Annotated in this window: 12 protein-coding genes; 8 read left to right on the forward strand and 4 right to left on the reverse strand. The window is 70.8% G+C overall.

All coding sequences use genetic code 11. The features are described from left to right. Positions 1–49: 49 nt before the first annotated feature. The gene (locus ACG2DA_RS15540) at positions 50–913 is read right to left on the reverse strand and encodes a menaquinone biosynthesis family protein (RefSeq protein ID WP_395256703.1); all 864 of its coding nucleotides are present in this window, start codon (positions 911–913) and stop codon (positions 50–52) included. Positions 914–1,049: 136 nt separating this feature from the next. On the opposite strand from ACG2DA_RS15540, the gene ACG2DA_RS15545 reads away from it, so the two are divergent. From ACG2DA_RS15545 to ACG2DA_RS15555, 3 genes are all read left to right on the forward strand, one after another. Further along, positions 1,050–2,270: a dipeptidase gene (locus tag ACG2DA_RS15545; protein ID WP_395256704.1), complete on the forward strand. Its 1,221-nt coding sequence runs from the start codon at positions 1,050–1,052 to the stop codon at positions 2,268–2,270. Positions 2,271–2,457: 187 nt separating this feature from the next. Beyond that, a complete protein-coding gene (locus ACG2DA_RS15550) occupies positions 2,458–3,258 on the forward strand; it encodes an endonuclease/exonuclease/phosphatase family protein (RefSeq protein WP_395256705.1) in 801 nt (266 codons plus the stop codon). A gap of 125 nt (positions 3,259–3,383) precedes the next feature. After that, positions 3,384–4,358, forward strand: coding sequence for a nitrilase family protein (locus tag ACG2DA_RS15555; protein ID WP_395256706.1), 975 nt, complete (start codon positions 3,384–3,386; stop codon positions 4,356–4,358). A gap of 49 nt (positions 4,359–4,407) precedes the next feature. Here ACG2DA_RS15555 and nhaA read toward each other — a convergent pair whose 3' ends face one another. Beyond that, positions 4,408–5,793 (reverse strand): Na+/H+ antiporter NhaA, encoded by a 1,386-nt coding sequence (gene nhaA / locus ACG2DA_RS15560; protein WP_395256707.1) that lies wholly within the window; start codon positions 5,791–5,793, stop codon positions 4,408–4,410. A 216-nt stretch (positions 5,794–6,009) separates the two neighbouring features. Here nhaA and ACG2DA_RS15565 point away from each other — a divergent pair, with 216 nt between their 5' ends. The 3 genes from ACG2DA_RS15565 (at position 6,010) to arsM (ending at position 9,186) form a co-directional block, all read left to right on the forward strand. Then, the gene (locus tag ACG2DA_RS15565; protein ID WP_395256708.1) at positions 6,010–7,317 is read left to right on the forward strand and encodes an FAD-dependent oxidoreductase; all 1,308 of its coding nucleotides are present in this window, start codon (positions 6,010–6,012) and stop codon (positions 7,315–7,317) included. A 76-nt stretch (positions 7,318–7,393) separates the two neighbouring features. After that, the gene (locus ACG2DA_RS15570) at positions 7,394–8,200 is read left to right on the forward strand and encodes an aldo/keto reductase (protein WP_395256709.1); all 807 of its coding nucleotides are present in this window, start codon (positions 7,394–7,396) and stop codon (positions 8,198–8,200) included. Positions 8,201–8,274: 74 nt separating this feature from the next. Continuing rightward, a complete protein-coding gene (gene arsM / locus ACG2DA_RS15575; RefSeq protein ID WP_395256710.1) occupies positions 8,275–9,186 on the forward strand; it encodes an arsenite methyltransferase in 912 nt (303 codons plus the stop codon). Positions 9,187–9,451: 265 nt separating this feature from the next. Here the strand turns inward: arsM and ACG2DA_RS15580 are convergent, their stop codons facing one another. Next, complete coding sequence (locus ACG2DA_RS15580; RefSeq protein WP_395256711.1) at positions 9,452–13,099, reverse strand: PVC-type heme-binding CxxCH protein; 3,648 nt, start codon at positions 13,097–13,099, stop codon at positions 9,452–9,454. A gap of 387 nt (positions 13,100–13,486) precedes the next feature. Beyond that, a complete protein-coding gene (locus ACG2DA_RS15585; protein WP_395256712.1) occupies positions 13,487–15,163 on the reverse strand; it encodes a trypsin-like peptidase domain-containing protein in 1,677 nt (558 codons plus the stop codon). Positions 15,164–15,834: 671 nt separating this feature from the next. Between ACG2DA_RS15585 and ACG2DA_RS15590 the strand changes: the two genes are divergently transcribed. Both ACG2DA_RS15590 and ACG2DA_RS15595 read left to right on the forward strand, forming a co-directional pair. After that, positions 15,835–16,464: a hypothetical protein gene (locus tag ACG2DA_RS15590; protein WP_395256713.1), complete on the forward strand. Its 630-nt coding sequence runs from the start codon at positions 15,835–15,837 to the stop codon at positions 16,462–16,464. Between the two features lie 735 nt (positions 16,465–17,199). Then, positions 17,200–17,564 (forward strand): helix-turn-helix domain-containing protein (locus tag ACG2DA_RS15595; protein WP_395256714.1); only part of this gene is annotated, 365 nt, incomplete at its 3' end.

Raw genomic sequence — 17,564 nt, forward strand, 5'->3', positions numbered from 1 at the left:
AACGGTCCGCACAGCGGACCCTACAGGACGCCGCCCCCCCGGCGCCGCCTCACCCCACGAACTCCACCTCGGCCGGTTCGGGGATCACGCCGGCTTCGTGCCCGCGCTTCAGCAGTTCCCGCACCGCGGCCCGGCCGCGGTCGCCGAAGTCCAGCGTCCAGTCGTTGACGTACATCTGCACGAACTCGTCGTTGCGCGTGTCGTCCAGCCCGCGGCCCCACTTGGCGGCGTACTCGAGGGCCTCCTGCCGGTGCTCCAACCCGTATTGGATGGACTGCTTCAGGATCGCCGTGACCTCGTTCATCGTCTCCGCCCCGAGATCCTTGCGGATCGCGTTGCAGCCCAGCGGCAACGGCAGGCCGGTCTGCTCCTGGAACCAGACGCCGGTGTCCACGACGAGGTGCAGCCCCTGATCCGGGTAGGTCAGCTGCCCCTCGTGGATGACCAGCCCGGCGTCGAACTCGCCGGCTTCGACCACGTCCAGCATCGTGTCGAACGGGCGGACCTCGTACTCGAAGTCGTCCCCGAGGATCAGTTTGAGACTGAGGAAGGCCGTCGTCAGCGTCCCCGGCACGGCGATCCGTTTGCCGCGGAGGTCGTCGACGGTCCACGGCTGCCGGGCGACGACGCGCGGCCCGTAGCCGTCGCCCATGCTCGCCCCGCAGTTGCAGATGGCGTACTTGTCGGTGAGGTGGGCCATCCCGTGCAGGCTGACGGCGGTCAGCTCCAGCAGGTCGGTCCCCTCGAGGGCCCGCCGGTTGAGCGTTTCGATGTCCACCAGATCGTGCGTGAACCGATACCCCGGCGTGGGGATCTTGTCGTTCGCCAACGCGTGAAACATGAACGCGTCGTCCGGGTCCGGGCTGTGCCCGACGCGAATGTGCTGAGGTTCAGTGGCGACGGCGGAACTCATGGGGGGCGGAAGACGAACGAAGAACGCGGACGGAACGCGGCGGGAACCGCGGACGAGGGCGGAGCGTAACGCCGAAGGCGTTTCGGTTCGCCGTCAGGGCCCCCGCCGGCCGTCGGGCGCCGGTATCCTCGCCGGCATGAACCTCGCCGCCCTGCTCCTCGCCGCCGCCTTCGCCCCACCTGCCGACGGTGCCACCGCCCCCGGAACCGAGAACGATCGCGGGCCGATCGTCGTGTCGCCGGAGGCCGCCGCCCTGCACCGCTCGTTGTTGGTGGCGGACGGGCACAACGATCTGCCGTGGGCGATTCGCACGGACTTCGGCTCGGACTTCTCGCAGTTCGATCTCGCCGCCGGCGTGCCGAGTTTGCACACGGACATCCCCCGCCTGCGGGCCGGCGGGGTGGGGATGCAGTTCTGGAGCGTCTACGTGCCCGCCACGCAGCGGGGCGCCGCGACCGCGGTGTTCGAACAGATCGCGATCGTGAAGGAAATGATCCGCCGGCACCCGAACACGTTCGCCCTCTGCCGCACCGCCGAGGAGGTGGAGGCCGCCCGGGCCGAGGGGAAGATCGCCTCCCTCATCGGCATGGAGGGCGGCCACGCGCTCGAGAACTCGCTCGGCCTGTTACGAAAATTTCGCGAAGCCGGGGCGGCCTATATGACGTTGACACACTCCGCCACGCTGGACTGGGCGGACAGCGCCACCGACGAACCGAAAAGCGACGGCCTGAGCCCGTTCGGGGTGGAGGTGGTCAGGGAGATGAACCGGCTCGGCATGCTGGTGGACCTCTCGCACGTCTCCGCGGCGACGATGCACGACGCCCTGGACGTGACGACCGCCCCGGTGATTTTCAGTCACTCCTCCGCCCGGGCCGTGGCGAAACACCCTCGCAACGTGCCGGACGACGTATTAAAGCGCCTGAAGGAGAACGGCGGCGTGGTGATGGCGAACTTTTATAGCGCCTTCGTGGTGCCCGAAGTCGCCGCGGAGCAGGCCGGGATCTATGCGGTCCGCCGGGAGGCCCTGGCCCGATACCCGGACGACGAAGCCGCCCGCGACCGCCTGGAGCGAGAATGGCGGAAGGACCATCCGCTCCGCCCCGGCACGATCCACGACGTGCTGGACCACCTCGATCACCTGGTGAAGGTCGCCGGCCCGGAGCACGTGGGCCTGGGCGGGGACTACGACGGCGTCTCCACGCTCCCGGCCGGGTTGGAGGACGTCGCCGCCTACCCCCGCCTCACCCAAGGCCTGCTGGACCGCGGTTATACCGAGGAACAGATCCGCGGCATCATGGGCGGGAACGCCCTGCGCGTGCTGCGGGCGGCACTGGCCGCCGGTGAGCAGGCGGAGTGAACGAAAACGGGGGGCCGCTCCGACGGACGCCTCTCGCCCGCGGCCGTTCGCGGTCGCCGACGAACCCGCTCGGTTCGATCCGACGGCCGTCGCCGACCCGTTCGCCGCCCGCATGGCTTAGGATGTCGCGGGCGGGTCCGGCTCGCGACGCCGCCTCTCGCGAGTCCCTTTTGCCTTGGGAAGACCTATGGCCGTTCTCCTTCCGGCGTTCTGCCTCCTCGGACTGCTCGCTCCCGGTTCGCCGGAGCCGGACGACCCGGGGCGGGAAATTCGAGTCCTCACCTATAACATTCACCACGGGGAGGGCGCCGACGGGCGGATCGACCTGGAGCGGATCGCGGGGGTCATTCTGGCGACCGAGGCGGACGTCGTGTTGCTCCAGGAAGTGGACGTGAAGACGCAGCGGGCCGGCGGCGTGGATCAGGCGAAGGAACTGGCCCGGCTCACGGGGATGCACTCCGCGTTCGGCGCCAATCTGCCGTATGCGGGCGGCCAGTACGGCAACGCGATCCTGTCGCGTTATCCCATTCTCAGTTCGCAAAACCACGCGTTGCCCGACGGCGGCGCGGAGCCCCGCGGGGCGCTCGTCGCGGAGGTGAAGATTCCCGGCTGCGGCGTCTGCCGCGTGCTGTCGACCCACTGGGATCACCGCAGCGAGGAGAACCGCCTCGCGTCGGCGCACGCGATGCGGGCGCTCGTTGCGGAGTGGACCGAGCCGGCGATCCTCGGCGGAGATTTGAACGCGACCCGCGACGCCGAATCGCTGAAGACGCTCGCCAAGAGTTGGCGTCTGCTCGGCGAGGGCGAAGCCCCGACGTATCCGGCGGCCGATCCCAACGTCCAGATCGATTTCATCGCGACTTGCTCGTCCCGCTCCTCGGTTTCGATCGATCTGACGAAAAGCGTGGCGATCGAGGAGAAGGTCGCCTCCGACCACCGCCCGTTCCTGGCCGTTCTGAAAATCGGCGCTTCGGCGAGCGGGGGGTAAACCCGCCCGGCTGGCCGCGGCAGGCGACCCGTCGGGCGGCCGCTTCCGCCGCTCTCGGCGCCGGATCGGCGCCATCGCGCGAGGAGCCGTTCATCAGTGCGACGAACCTCCACCTCCAGAGTTTCATGAGAGACCTCAACGTCGCCGCCGTGCAGTTCAATCACCGCGCGGGGGGCAAAGCGTACAACCTCGGCGTGATCGAACGGTTCGTCCAAGCGGCGGCCGGTCAAAACGTGGAATTAATCGCCTTCCCCGAGATGTGCGTGACGGGGTACTGGCATGTGCGAAACCTCGCCAGGCCGGAGATCGAGGCGCTCGCGGAACCCGTCCCCGACGGCCCCACGACGAGGACGTTATTGTCGCTGTCCGAGCGGCATCGCATGACGATCGGCGCCGGACTGATCGAAGCGGCGGAGGACGGCCGGCTGTATAATTCCTACGTCGTCGCCATGCCCGACGGCACGCACGCCTGCCATCGGAAGCTGCACTGTTTTATCAGCGAACACATGGCGAGCGGCGACCGCTATACGGTCTTCGACGCGCCGCAGGGTTGCCGCGTCGGCGTGCTCACCTGTTGGGACAACAACCTGGTTGAAAACGCCCGGGCGACGGCCCTGTTGGGGGCCGAGATCCTTCTGGCCCCCCACCAGACCGGCGGCTGCAATTCCCGCAGTCCGGGCGCCATGGGGCTTATCGACCCCCGGCTGTGGGAGAACCGAGACGTCGACCCGGCGGCGATCGAGGCGGAGTTTCAGGGGCCGAAGGGCCGCGCGTGGCTCATGCGGTGGCTGCCGGCGCGGGCCCACGACAACGGGATGTTCTTAATCTTCAGCAACGGCGTGGGGGCGGACGACGACGAGGTGCGCACCGGCAACGCGATGATCCTGGACCCGTACGGTCGGATCTTGGCCGAAACCTGGAAGGCTCAGGACGAAATGGTCGTCGCGGAGCTTCAGGCCGAACAGCTCGAGTTATGCACCGGGCGCCGGTGGATCCGGGGGCGACGGCCGGAGCTGTATTCCAGCCTTGCGGAAACGCGCGGCGACGAACTCGACCCGCGATCGGCCCGCTTCTCGCACGAGCGCCCCCGGACGCCCTGACGCCGGGCGGCAGGCCTTCCGCGACCGGCTCCGCGGACGCCCGCGGGGCTCACGCCGTCGCCCCGCGGAGGCCCCCGGCGGTCGCGTCGACCGGCTCCGCCGCGACTTCCTCCGGCGGCGCGGCGGCCGTGGCGAGGATCGCCACCCCGACGACGGCACTGACCAGCGAGCCCAGGAGCACGCCGACTTTCGCCGACCGCAGCAGGGCTTCGTCCTCAAACGCGAGCCCCGAGATGAACAGCGCCATCGTGAACCCGATGCCCGCCAGGTAGCCCCCGCCGGCGAGGTGCCGCCAAGTCACCCCCCGCGGGAGTTGGGCCAGGCCGAGTTTCAGCGCCAGCCAGCTCAACGACAGGATGCCGGCCGGTTTGCCGACGGCGAGCCCCAGCGCCACGGCCAGGGCCACGGGGGAGGTCGCGTCCGCGACCCGGAAGGGCACCCCGGCGTTGGCCAGCGCGAAGATCGGCATGATCACGAAGGCGACCCAGGGGTGCAGCAGGAAGATGAGATATTCCAACGGCGAAATCGTTTCGCGCGTCGCGCGGCGGACTCGGCGAATCTTCTCCGCCCGGTGGGGTTCCTCTTCCCAACCCCCGCCGTGGACCACGTCGCTGGCCCGCCGCAGCAGTTCCCCGCCGATCCCGCCTTCCAGATAGGGGCGGGCCGGCGTGAGCAGCCCCAAAATCACGCCGGCGATCGTGGCGTGCACGCCGGACTCGTGGAACCCGAGCCAAACGAACGCCCCGATCAGCGTGTACACGCCGATGCTGCGGACCCCCAACCGCTGCATCGCCAAGACGACCGCGATGCCGGCGACGCCCGCCGTCAGCCAAACCCAATTCAAAGAGTCGGTGTACCCGAAGGCGATGACGAGGATCGCGCCGATGTCGTCGATGATCGCCAGCGAGAGCAGCACGACGCGGAGCGCGGACGGGATCCGCCGGCCGAGAACCGCCACGCAGCCCACAACGAAGGCGATGTCCGTGGCCATCGGCACGCCCCAGCCCTGCTGCCCGACCTCGCCGAACCGCAGCGCCAGATACGTCCCCGCCGGGACGAGCATCCCGCCGATCGCCGCGGCGAGGGGCAGGGCGGCCCGCCGCACGTCCCGCAGTTCGCCCAATGCGATCTCGCGTTTGACCTCCAGCCCAATCACGAAGAAGAACACCGCCATCAACCCGTCGTTGATCCAGTGTTTCAGTGAATGCCGCAGTTCGAACTCCCCCAGGGAAATGCCGACCGGCGTCTTCCAGAAGGCGAGATACTCCGCGGCGACGGCGGAGTTGGCCGCCGCGAGAGCCGCGACCGTGCAGAGCAGCAGGACGACGCCGCTCGCCGCCTCCACGTGCAGAAAGCGGTTGATCGGCGTGATCAACCGGTGGATCGGTTCCCGGGGGAGCGCGATCGATTCGGCGGACTCGGGGCGGTCGGCCATGTAATGAGGAGGCGTTTGCGGCGGAACGACGCGGACGATCCGGTTATCAGTAGCAAGTCGGGAAGCGCCTGACGAACGCTGACGGCCGGAAGCCCCACTTCGCCGGGATTCCCCGCCCCGATGACGCGGCCCGAGGCGGTTGCCGGCGGAAACGGCGCCGACCCGCGGCGCGTATCGCCGTTCCCCGCGCGGGCGGCGGGGTCTACAACCCCTCTCATGAACGCCGCCGTCGCCCCCCGCCCCGCCGACGCTTCGCCGCTCGACGTGCTGATCGTCGGCGGAGGGATCGCGGGGCTGTGGGCGCTGGACGTGCTGAGCGGCCGCGGGCTCTCCTGTGTGCTGGTCGAGCGGGGTGCACTGGGCGCCGGGCAGACGGTCGCCAGCCAGGGGATCGTCCACGGCGGGCTCAAATACACCCTCACCGGCCTGCTGACCGGCAGCGCGAAAAATATCCGCGAGATGCCCGGCCTCTGGCGCCGGTGCGTCGAGGGAAACCCGGACCCGGTGTTCCCGAACGAAGGCCCCGCCGGCGGGCGGCACCCGGACCTCTCGGAGACCCCCGTTCGCGCCGCGCACTGCCTGCTGTGGCGGAGCGAATCGTTGACCGGCCGGCTCGGCATGATCGGGGCCAAGGCCGGGCTGCGGGTCGCCCCCACGGCCCTCGCCCCCGCCGACGTGCCTCCCGTGCTGCGGGGCGTGAAGGGGCCGGTCTGCCGGCTGGACGAACAGGTCCTCTCCCCGGCCGGGCTGGTGGCGAACCTGCGGGCCCGCAACCTCGACCGCCTGCTGCAAGTCGCCGAGGACGGCCTCACCTTCCGGACCGCCGGCGGGCGGATCGACACCGTCGCGTTGACCGCCCCGGACGGCCGCACGCTCTCCGTCGCCCCCCGGCACGTCGCCCTCACCGCGGGGGCCGGGAACGAGGGGCTTCTCCAATCCCTCAACCTGCCGGCCGCCGAGCGCCTCGCCGGCGCCCTGCCGACGATGCAGCGCCGGCCGCTCCATATGGTTCTCGTCCGGGGAGCGAACCTGCCGGCGCTGTCCGGGCACTGCGTGGACGGGGCGAAGACGCGGGTGACCGTCACCTCCGACCGGGACTCTTCGGGGCAGGTCGTCTGGCAGGTGGGCGGACAGCTCGCCGAGGACGGGGTGCACCTCGACCCGAAACCGCTGATCGCCCGGGCGGAGCGGGAACTGACCGAGGCGATCCCCGGGCTGGACCTGTCCGGCTGCGAGTTCGCGACCTACCGGGTGGACCGGGCCGAGGGCCACGCCGGCGGACAGCGGCCGGAGGACGCCCAGCTGTACACGGTCGGCGAACCGGGCGGCAACCTGCACGTCGGCTGGCCGACGAAGCTGGTCCTCGCCCCCGTGCTGGCCGCCCGGCTGGCGGTCGCGGCGGGGCCGGCGTCCGGCGCCGCGTTCACGCCCCCCGCGGACTGGCCGCGTCCGCCCGTCGCCGCCCCGCCGTGGGAGCGCTGTGCGTGGCAAAACCTTCCCGAACCGCTGCGGCGGGCCGCGTAGGGTTCGCTCCGCGGACCGTCCGGATCCAACTTCGTTCCCCCTGCACGGTCCGCAGAGCGGACCCTACAGAGCCGCCATGACCCCCCGCCCCCTCGGCCGCACCGGCCTGTCGGTTTCGCCCGTCTCCTTCGGGGCGTTCAAGATCGGCCGCAACCGCGGCATCAAATATCCCACGCCCTACCCGCTGCCCACGGACGCGGAGGCGGAAAGCCTGCTGAACGCCGCCCTGGACGCCGGCGTCACGCTGATCGACACCGCCCCGGCCTACGGGGCCAGCGAGGCCCGCATCGGCCGGTTTCTCGCGCACCGTCGCGAGGAGTTCGCCCTGTGCACGAAGGTGGGCGAACGGTGGGGGCTCGGCCCGTCCGGCGAATCCGTCAGTCGGTACGACTTCAGCCGCACCGCGGTGTTCAGTTCCGTCGTGCGGAGCCTGCGGACGTTGAAGACGGACGCGGTCGACCTGCTCTTAATTCACTCCGACGGCCGGGACGCGTTCATTCAGAACGAAACCGACGCGGTGGAGACGCTGCTGGATTTGAAGAGCCGCGGGCTGGCCCGCGGCGTGGGGCTGTCCGGCAAGACGCCCGCCGGCTGCGCCCAAGCGTTGACGTGGGCGGATGTGGTGATGGTCGAATATCACGCCGACGACACCTCCCACGCGGCGGTGATGGCGGAGGCGGAGCGGCGGGGCGTCGGCGTGCTGGTCAAAAAGGCCCTCGCCGCCGGCCGGCACGACCCTGCCGCCGCGGTGCGGTTCGGGCTGGACGGGCCGGGGGTGAGTTCGCTGGTGATCGGCACCGCCAGCGCCGCCAACCTGCGGGCCAACGTCGCCGCCGCGGAGGTCTGGCGGCCGGGAAAGTCACTGCTGCGGGCCGCGGCGTAGGGTCCGCTGTGCGGACCGTCTAGGATTCGGCGACCGTTTTCCCACCTGATCCGCCGAGCGGACCCGACGAGCCCATGACCGCCACGATTCAGGACAACGTCCGCGAGAACTACGGCGCCGTCGCCGCCAGCGCCCTGACGGGGGCGGAGGCCGGCGTGCGGGCCGTCGCGGAGGCCTTCGGGTACTCCGCGGAGGAACTCGACAGCATTCCCGCCGCCGCCAACATGGGCCTGTCCTGCGGGAACCCGACCGCGACGGCGAACCTGCGGGAAGGCGAGGTGGTCGTCGATCTGGGCTGCGGCGGGGGGCTGGACGTGTTCCTCGCCGCCCGCAAGGTCGGGCCGACGGGCAAGGCGATCGGCGTCGACATGACCCCCGCGATGCTGGACCGCGCCCGGGCCAACGCCGCGACCGCCGGCCCCGACGGCGGCCCGCTGACGAACGTGGAGTTCCACCACGCGACCATCGACGCCCTGCCGCTGCCGGACGCCTCGGTGGACTGCGTGATCTCCAACTGCGTGATCAACCTCGCCCCGGACAAACCGGCGGTGTTCCGGGAGATCGCCCGCGTCCTCAAGCCCGGCGGCCGCCTGGCGGTGAGCGACATCGCCCTCAAAAAGCCGCTGCCCGACGCCGTCAAAGACGACGTCGGGGCCTACGTCGGCTGCATCGCCGGGGCGATCCCGATCGAACAATTTCAGACCGGCCTGTCCGAGGCCGGCTTCGGCGAGGTGAAGGTGATCGACGAGGGCGCCGACCTGAACGCCTACGCCAGCGTGGACGGTCAAGGGGCGTGCTGCTCCCCCGCCGCTGGCGACGCCGGTTCGAGCGGGTTGGCGGTGCTGGACAGCGGGTGCTGCTCCCCCGCCGAGCAGGCCGACGCGAACGCCGACCCCACGCTGCACGCCCGGCTGGCCAAACTGCTGGCCGAGCACGACATCAACGACTACGCCGCCAGCGTGAAGGTTTATGCGGTGAAGCCGTAGGGGGCACCCACCGCCCGAGCCCTGACCGTGAGGGAGGGGCCGCTCACCCGCGACCGCAGCGCGGGTCTGTCTGCTTCTACTCCTCTCGGGGCGACGCTCTGCGTCGCCCCGCACGGGACGCGGAGCGTCCGGCCGCTCCGCGGCCCGTACGTCCCGACGCAGAGCGTCGGGACGAGAGAGGACGCCGAAGCGTGGCCGGGCGCCGGTCCGCCGGGCGGGGGCGTGTGAACGGCCCCGCCCTTACGGGCAGGGCTCGGGAACGACTTCACTCGCCTTCCGCACCGCCGTGTTCGCCGTCGGGGGCGGTTTTGAGGCTGGCGAGGTATTCGACCAGATCCCGCATCTCCCGCTTGGTGAGGGCGTCCGGGATGTCGGCCGGCATGGCGCTGGGGCCGTCGGCCCGGTCGAGGATCGTCTCCGTCGGGATCACCACCTCCTCGGCGATCGGCAGGACGAGGGTCAGGGCCTCGTCCGTTTCGCTTTTCAGCACGCCGGTGACGACCTGGCCGTCTTCCTTGAGGACCACGGCGGTGGCGAAGCCCTCGGCGATCTTGGCGCTGGGGACGACGATCGACTCCAGCAGGTAGGCCCGGTCCCGCTTGGCGGCGATGCCGTCCAGCCGAGGGCCGACCTCGCCGCCCTCGCCCTCGGCGATGTGGCAGCGCCGACAGCTCGCGGCGCTGCGGCCGAAGAAGATCTCTCTGCCGGCCGCCACGTCGCCGCCGGTCAGGGCTTCGGTCCATTGGTCCAGCTTGTCCGGCCCGCGGCTCTCCTCGTACATCGCCAGGTACTCGCCCAGGGCCCCGTCCTTGCGGGTGGAGGCCGCTTCGAGCAGTTCGAGGGTGATCTCCGGCGGGGCCTCGCCGTCCAACAGGCGCTTCAGCCACACCTCGATCACGGCGTCGGCCTCCTCGGACTCCAGCCCGGCCAGCGCGACGACGGCCCGCTGGCGCTCCAGCGCGGCGCCCTCCTCCAAGGCCTCGGAGAGCAGCCCCACGGCGGAGGCCGGGTCGCGCTTCACCAGCACGGCCCGGGCGGTCGCCCGGACGGCGGGGTCCTCGGCGGCGAGGGCGGAACGGGCGACGGCGATCGCCACCGCCGGGTCGTCGGCCAGATCGTCCACGGCCCGCACCGCGGCGACGCGGACCTCCGACGGCTGGGAGGCGTCCTCGGCGAGGGCCCGCATCGAATCCAGCGAGGCCTCGATCTTGTACTTCGCCAGCAGTTCCACCGCGGCGGCCCGCACCTTTTCGGAGCCGTCCAGCAGGGCCGGGGCGTTTTCGGTCAGCAGGGCCGGCAGGAAGGCGGCGTCGCGAGCGATCTCGTCCTGTCCGTCCCGTTCGTTTTCCCTCGCCGCCTCCGTCGCGGAGACGACCCGGTTGGCCGGGTTGGCGGCGGCCCACTCCGCGGCGGGGCGGAGCCGGCCGGTGACGCGGTCGAGGCGGTCCGGGGCGTCCCACATCGTCAGCGTTTCGATCGCCTCCTCCCGCAGCGAGGAGGGCAGATCACGGTCCGCCGCGACCGCCGCCACCCGGGCCGCCGCGGAGGCGTCGCCGAGCAGGAAGTTCGCCATCAACACGCGGCGGAGCAGCGGGTCGCGGGTCGGCTCCTCGCCGAACTGCGTGGTGGTGGCGAGGGCGAACAGCGCCGGGCCGGACGCCGCGACGGCCGGTTCGTCGATCACGGCCCGGGCCAATTCCAGCCGCACCGCGGGGTTCTCCGCCCCGCCCCGGCCGAGGGCGTCGGCGAGCCCCGCCCAGGCCCCCGCCCGCCGCAGAGCGACCGCGGCCGCCGTGTGCAGGCGCTCGTTCTGGGCGGCGACTTCGTCGTCGCTGAGCCCCGGCCGGGAGGCGAAGGAGGCTCCGAGGAACGCCGCCAACTCGCCCGGCTCGGCGGTCGCCGCCAGGCCGACGGTCGCGGCGTGGAACAGGGCCGGGTCGTCGCCGTGGGCGGCGATCACCTCCCGCAGCTGAGCGGTCGCGATCGGGGCGGGCGTCGTCGTTTCGCCCAGCGCCAGTGCGGCCTCCCGCACGACGCGGGCGTCGTCGGCCTGCAACGCGGCGGCGAACAACTCGGCGTACTGATCGGCCGCGTTCTCGCCCAGCAGACGGAGCGCCCACCACCGCAGGATCGGATCCGTGTCCGTGGCGAGCGTCGCCAGCGGGGCCGGGTCGGCGCCGTGGACCCGCACGCACTGGCCGTAGCCCCAGAGGGCGTGCCGGCGGGCGAAGGGGTCGGCGGTGGCGTCCTCGGCGACGCTCAGCAGGGCGTCGGTCGCGTTGCGGGCGCCCAGTTCATACTGCGCCTCCGCCCGCACGCGGCGGTCGGCGTGGTTCAACAATTCCAGCAGGCGATATTCGTTCGCCTCGTCAAAACCCGCGGCGAGGATGTCGGCGCTCTCCTCGGCCAAATATTCGGATTGGGCGAAGCGATAGACGCGGCCCTTGCCGACGCCGGTCCAGCCGGTCACCCAGTCGGAGACGAACAGGCTGCCGTCCGGGGCGAAGGTCGCGTCGGTGGCGAGCACGCCCCAGACGTATTGGCCCTCGTCGACCGGTTTGAAGGTGGCGCCGTCGCGTTCGTTGGTCCAGTGCCGCACGCCGCTGTTGCCGGGGGTGCCGCGGAAGTCGCAGGCGAAAAAGTGCCCCCGGAGCTCCGGCGGCAGGCCGACGCCGGGGTCGTAGGTCAGGCCGCTGGGACCGTCGCCGATGTTCGCCAGCGGGGGGAACACGTGGGCCGGCTGCACCTGGGCGGCGGCGGCGTCCTGGGGGACGCCGCTGGCCCCGAACTTCACCTCCGCCGGGGTGTCGCGGGGGATCCACATCATCTCCCGGTTCCAGGGGCCGCGGTCCGGCAGGTACTGAAAGTACATCCGCCAGCCGCTGTCGGCGCCCTGCAGCACGTGCACCCAGCGGGCCCGGTCGCCGCTGTCGGAGTTGTTGTCCCAGGTGAACAGGTTGCCGGCGTCGTCGAAGGCGATCTCCTGCGGGTTCCGCAGGCCGTAGGCGAAGATCTCCAGCCCGCTGCCGTCCAGTTCGCTGCGGAAGACGGCGCCGGCGTCCGGCATCGCCAGCGTTTCGCCCTCCGGGGTGATCACGTGGAAGCCGCGGTCGCCGATGGACCAATACAGGCGGCCGTCCGGGCCCATCGTGAGCCCGTGCATATCGTGGCCGCGGAAGGCGAACCGCACGCCGTAGCCGGTGTGGAGGACCTCACGCTCGTCGGCGACGCCGTCGCCGTCCGTGTCCTTCAACCGCCAGAGATCGGGGATGCAGGTGTAGTACACGTCCCCGTCCGGCCGGGCGAGCACCCCGGCGCCGGTGCCGGAGACGAGGGTGTTGAACCCGTCCGCGTAGACCGTGGCGTCGTCGGCCGTGCCGTCGCCGTCGCTGTCGACGACGAGGCGGATGCGGTCCTGCTCCGCGGTGTATTTGGCGTCGGCGTCCTCAATATATTCGCGGGTGTAGTCCGCCCGGTCCTGAACCGTTTCCGCGGCGAGGTCCGCCCGCAGCCAGTTCATATGACCGCGGTTGTCCTCGACCCCTTTGCTTTGGCGGAAGGTCTCGCAGACCCACAACCGGCCCTGGTAGTCGACGTCGATCGCCACGGGGTTCGCCAGCAGCGGCTCGGCGGCCCAGACGGAGCCGGTGGCGCCCTCGGGCAGTTTGAACCCGGCGAGGGCGTTTTCGCCCTCGTCGGAGGCCTCCGCGATCGGCGGGTCGTAGGTCTGCTCCGCCGGGTCGGCGGGCGCCGGGTCGGCGGGCGCCGGTTCGACGGGCGCGGGTTCGACGGGGCCGCGGGCGACGGTCAGCGTGGGCAACGCCAACGCCGCGGCCAGCGCGGCGGCGCCCCAGACGCGGCGGGTTCGTGAACGGCGGGTTCGAGACGAACCGGCGGGTCGGACAACGTTCATACGGGGCTCTCGCCGGACGGACGCAGGAAGGACGATTCAAAGGAGAGGGAGGATCTTATCCGTCGGCGGCCCCCCGACGTACCCAACGGCCGGCCGTGCCGACCGAGGCCGCGTTGCCGACGGGAAACGCGCCCCCGTCGCCGGACAAACCGCCCGAAGCCGAACCGCGGGGCGCCGCACTGTCCGCCGTCGGCCCCAACGCGCAGCGACCCGGACGCTGGAAGCGTCCGGGTCGCTCGGAGCAAATGCGCCATAAAAAACCCCCGGCCGGCGATCCTGTCGTGCCGACCGGGGGTTCCCTCCTCACTCCTCTCTCACGAGGACCCGCATTTTAGGCGCCGGATTGGGGCCGACGACCTCTCTTTAGTCCTCTTTAACTCTTCGTCGTCACTCTTCGTCGTCCGCGTCCGGACGGTCGGCGGCCGGCTCCAGGGTGCGGAAAGAGGAGTTGCCGCCGCGGGGGTCGCTGACCAGGGCCAGCAGCGGCTTGCTCTCGTCCACGGACTCGAGGGCGGCTTCCAGGTCCTCGGCGGAGGCGATCTCCTGCCGGCCGAGGCGTTCGACCAGCTGGCCGGGCCGCAGGCCCGCCGCGCGGGCGGGGCCCTTCACGGCAACGACCACGGCGCCGGTCGCGTCTTCGCCCACGCCCAGCCGGTCCCGCCACTCGTCGTTCAGCGGGGCGAGGGCCAGACCGAAGGCGTCCAGCTGGAACACCTCGCCGATCTCCGCGTCGCCGTCGCCGCGTTCGGGGCGGCGTTCGCGGCGGGCGGTCTGCGTGGGGGCCTCGGAGAGGTTCGCGGCCTTCAATTGCAGGGTGCGGCGGCCGCCGTCGCGGATCACGGCCAGCGGAACCTCCTTGCCGATCTCCAGCCGTTCCACCAGGCGGCTCAGCTGGCGGGGGTCGCTGACGTCGCGGCCGTCGAGGCTGACGATCACGTCCCCTTCTTCAATGCCGGCGGCCTCGGCGGGACTGCCCTCGATCACGTCGGCGACCAGCACGCCGGCGTCGGACGGCACGCCGAGGGCTTCGGCGGCGGCGGCGTCCAGCGGCTGCATGTACACGCCCAGGAAGGCCCGGGTGACTTTCCCGTTCTCGGCCAACTGGTTCACGACCCATTCCGCGTCGCTGCTGGGCACGGCGAAGCTGATGCCGTCGTACCCGCCGCCGCGGCTGCTGATCGCGGTGTTCACGCCGACGATCTGCCCGTCCAGGTTCACCAGCGGGCCGCCGGAGCTGCCCGGGTTGATGGCGGCGTCGTGCTGGAGGAAGTTCTCCCGGGCGGCCAGACCGCTGGTCCGGCTCTTCCCGCTGACGATGCCGGCGGTCATGCTGAACTGCTGGTTCAGCGGGCTGCCGAAGGCCAACACCCAGTCGCCGACCTGCGTGCGGGAGCTGTCCGCCAGCTGCACGCTGGGCAGCTTCTTGTCGCCCAGATCCTCCGGGTTCAGCCGCAGCAGGGCGACGTCGGTGTCCGGGTCGGTAAGGATGTCGCTGGTGGTGTACTCGTCGCCGTTTTCGAAGCGGACGGTCACCTCGGAGGCGCCCTCGACGACGTGGTTGTTCGTCAGGATCAGCCCGGCGGGGTCGATCACGGCGCCGGAGCCGCTCTTCACCCGCATCGTGCCGCGGGGGACGCCGCGGAGCTGATTGCGCTCAAACCGAAACCCCTCCGGCAATTCGCGGCCGGGGAAAGAGTCCTCGAAGAACCGGCGGAACTGCGGGTCGCTGAACGGGTCGAAGCTCTCCGGATCGATGCCCCGCGGAATCTGGCCGCGGAACTGGCGGACCTGCGGGGAGGGGGACGCGGGCGTTTCGACCCGGGCCTCCACGGCGACGACGGCCGGCATGACCTGCTCCGCGACGGTGCGGAAGACGCCGGAGAGCTCCCGGGCGTCGGCGGCGGTGGCGTTCGTGCCCACCGCGGCGACCGCGGCCGCGGGCGCCGTGGGGCCGGCGGTCAGGGCGGCGGGGCCGGCGGTCAGGGCCGCGGCGGTGCCGCCGGCGGCGAGCAGTCCGGCGAGGGCGGCCGGCGCCAGGCCGCGAGTGTGCTTGAAGACGGGCATCGTGCGAAACGTTCCGTTGCAGAGGATAGAAGAGGAGGTCCCAACCGCCCCGCCGCGGACATCGGGCCGTCCCGGGAACTGGCGTCCAGAGGACAGGCGTCGAGCAGAGAACGACGGGGACAAGAGTTCGTACGCGTCTTCCCCCGCCGCAGTTGGCCGACGCAGACGTTTTTTTCGATACAGCCGGCGAACCCGGGGAAAGCCCGGGCGGGCGATAGGGTTCTTGGGGGTCGGCCGCGGTCGTGGTGGGGGTCGCGGGGCGGGACGCCCCCAGATGTCGTGGGGGGTGCGGCGTGGGGACGCGGCGAGGAGGCGGAATCCCGGTGTGGGAGGGCGGTGGTGATCCTGCGGGCTCGGGGAACATGGGGACCGACGGCCCCCCCGACTGGAGCGGAAACCGGGCGGAAGCGTTGTGTTCGGGTCCGCGCCCGCCCAGCATGGCGACGCCCCGCGAGGGTCGACCCAACGACGGGTCGTCCCCGCGGTCGGCGAGTTCGACGGCGTCCGCCCCGCGGTCCGCCCGTCCCTCGCCGTCGGCTTTTCCCGGGGGTCCCCTCCCCCGGGGGGCCCTCCCCTTCACGGGCGTAACGGACGACCCCGGACCGGACCTTCCCTCCCGCCGCCGGTCGGCTCCCCCGGCTCGACGCACTCGACGGACCGCCCCTCCCGCCATGCTCCAAATCGCCGACACCAAGCTGCCGCACACCGTGTTGTGCTACGTCGCCTTCCGGGCGGCGTTCCACGACACGCTGGAGCAAATCGCCGTCCACGACGCCCGCGACGGCGACCCGCACGCCCGGTTCGGGTTCCTGACCGAAGTGCCGTTCCTGCGGTGCGTGCCGGCCCACGTGCAGCTCGACCTGCTCGCCGAGACCTGGAGCCGCCACGCCGCCCACGACCCGCACGAGGCCGACCTGGTCGACGAGGCGGTCCTCTACGCCGCCTGCGAGACCGCCGGCCGCCTGTGCGCGGAAGAACCGGAGACGGTCGCCCGCTACCTCACCGGCGGCCCGATCGACGTCACCCTGGCCGTGGACGGCCTGCTGGCCGACGAACTGCGGGCGCTGCACCTGAACCTCGCCGGCGAGGGCGACTTCCTCACCGTCAGCCAGTTCGAAGACCACCCGCCCAAAGAGGGCCGAGCGCTGAAGATCAAGCTCGGCGTGGACCCGGAGCGGCTGGACGCCCTGTTCGAGGTGCTGGGCCGCTGGAACCTGTCGGCGGAGTTCCTCGGCAACCTCAGCGGCCTGCTGACGGGCTACGAGATCCTCTCCGCCGTGAACGTGCTGGGCGTCAAGTAACGGCTGTGTCCATGCAGCCTAACGACCTTCTTTCGAAGGTCTGGTACACCCGGCAGGGGTACGACCTCCGAACCTTTCGTGGCCTCATCCAACTGGGGATGGGGGAGGGTCGTCATGAACCGGTCATCCGTAAAGCGCAAGAACGTCTCTATGAGATGATCGGCGAGCATCAAGTACTCTGGTGTTCACTGAAAGAATTCCACCACATCCCAAGTAGTAAACAGTACTTTCACAGCGTGAAAGTCGATGTTTGTGATTGTGTTGCGGTGCTCGACTCAATCGCTTGGCACGCTGTAATTGGGCAGTGGTGTGTTCCAGTGAAGGTGTGGAAGGAAATTAGTTCTGATTTGCGTATGCGTCGTTTGGCCGGCGAAGACGTGACTGGAGAGACTGCCAGACGGTGCCGCGATTACGTGTTGTCGACCTTGCCAGCGGATCCTTGGGACGCCGTGCTTAAGAAGGGCTGCACGGAGGAGAACGATCAACTCTTACTCAGGCACCCTGTAAAGCACAGCGAGTTCATCAGTGTTCACGACACCCCTCAAACCAAAACTCACCGAGGGCCCCAGGATCTCTGTTGCTTCGGGACGAGTGACCCGAACATGATCTCGAAGCAGTGAAGCTGGATACTCCATCTCGTCCCCCGCCCCGCCGCTGACCGTCTTTCCCGACCGGGAGTCGGCCGCGGCGGAGTTTAAATCGAGCCGGACCAGCTTCGCCGAACTCGGCAAGAAGTTGTCCCGAGCCGCCTCCGGCTTTGCCAACACCGGCGGGGGCGTGTTCGTGATGGGCGTGAACGACGAAGGCAACGCCGACGGCGGGGTCGAACCCGTCGTCGGCCGGCAGGCGCTGCCGGACTGGATCGACGTGATCGTCCACCAGGTGCTGCCCACCCCGCGCTACCGCACGCACCTCATTACGGACGCCGACGGTCGCGGCCGGATCGAGCCGGGGAAGGTCGTCGCCGCGGTCGAGTTCTTCGAGTCCGCCCGGGCGCCGCACATGGCGGACGACGAGAGGTACTACATCCGGGCTGGCGCCCACACCGTCGCGGCGGGGCAGTTTCTGGTGGACGCCCTCTACGCCAAACGGGGCGCCGG

The organism is Alienimonas sp. DA493 (assembly GCF_043951915.1).
Taxonomy (GTDB): Bacteria; Planctomycetota; Planctomycetia; order Planctomycetales; family Planctomycetaceae; genus Alienimonas.

Coding starts and splice junctions, on each gene's coding strand:
- ACG2DA_RS15540 (WP_395256703.1), bottom strand. CDS start 913: ATGAGTTCCGCCGTCGCCACTGAACCTCAGCACATTCGCGTCGGGCAC.
- ACG2DA_RS15545 (WP_395256704.1), top strand. CDS start 1,050: ATGAACCTCGCCGCCCTGCTCCTCGCCGCCGCCTTCGCCCCACCTGCC.
- ACG2DA_RS15550 (WP_395256705.1), top strand. CDS start 2,458: ATGGCCGTTCTCCTTCCGGCGTTCTGCCTCCTCGGACTGCTCGCTCCC.
- ACG2DA_RS15555 (WP_395256706.1), top strand. CDS start 3,384: ATGAGAGACCTCAACGTCGCCGCCGTGCAGTTCAATCACCGCGCGGGG.
- nhaA (WP_395256707.1), bottom strand. CDS start 5,793: ATGGCCGACCGCCCCGAGTCCGCCGAATCGATCGCGCTCCCCCGGGAA.
- ACG2DA_RS15565 (WP_395256708.1), top strand. CDS start 6,010: ATGAACGCCGCCGTCGCCCCCCGCCCCGCCGACGCTTCGCCGCTCGAC.
- ACG2DA_RS15570 (WP_395256709.1), top strand. CDS start 7,394: ATGACCCCCCGCCCCCTCGGCCGCACCGGCCTGTCGGTTTCGCCCGTC.
- arsM (WP_395256710.1), top strand. CDS start 8,275: ATGACCGCCACGATTCAGGACAACGTCCGCGAGAACTACGGCGCCGTC.
- ACG2DA_RS15580 (WP_395256711.1), bottom strand. CDS start 13,099: ATGAACGTTGTCCGACCCGCCGGTTCGTCTCGAACCCGCCGTTCACGA.
- ACG2DA_RS15585 (WP_395256712.1), bottom strand. CDS start 15,163: ATGCCCGTCTTCAAGCACACTCGCGGCCTGGCGCCGGCCGCCCTCGCC.
- ACG2DA_RS15590 (WP_395256713.1), top strand. CDS start 15,835: ATGCTCCAAATCGCCGACACCAAGCTGCCGCACACCGTGTTGTGCTAC.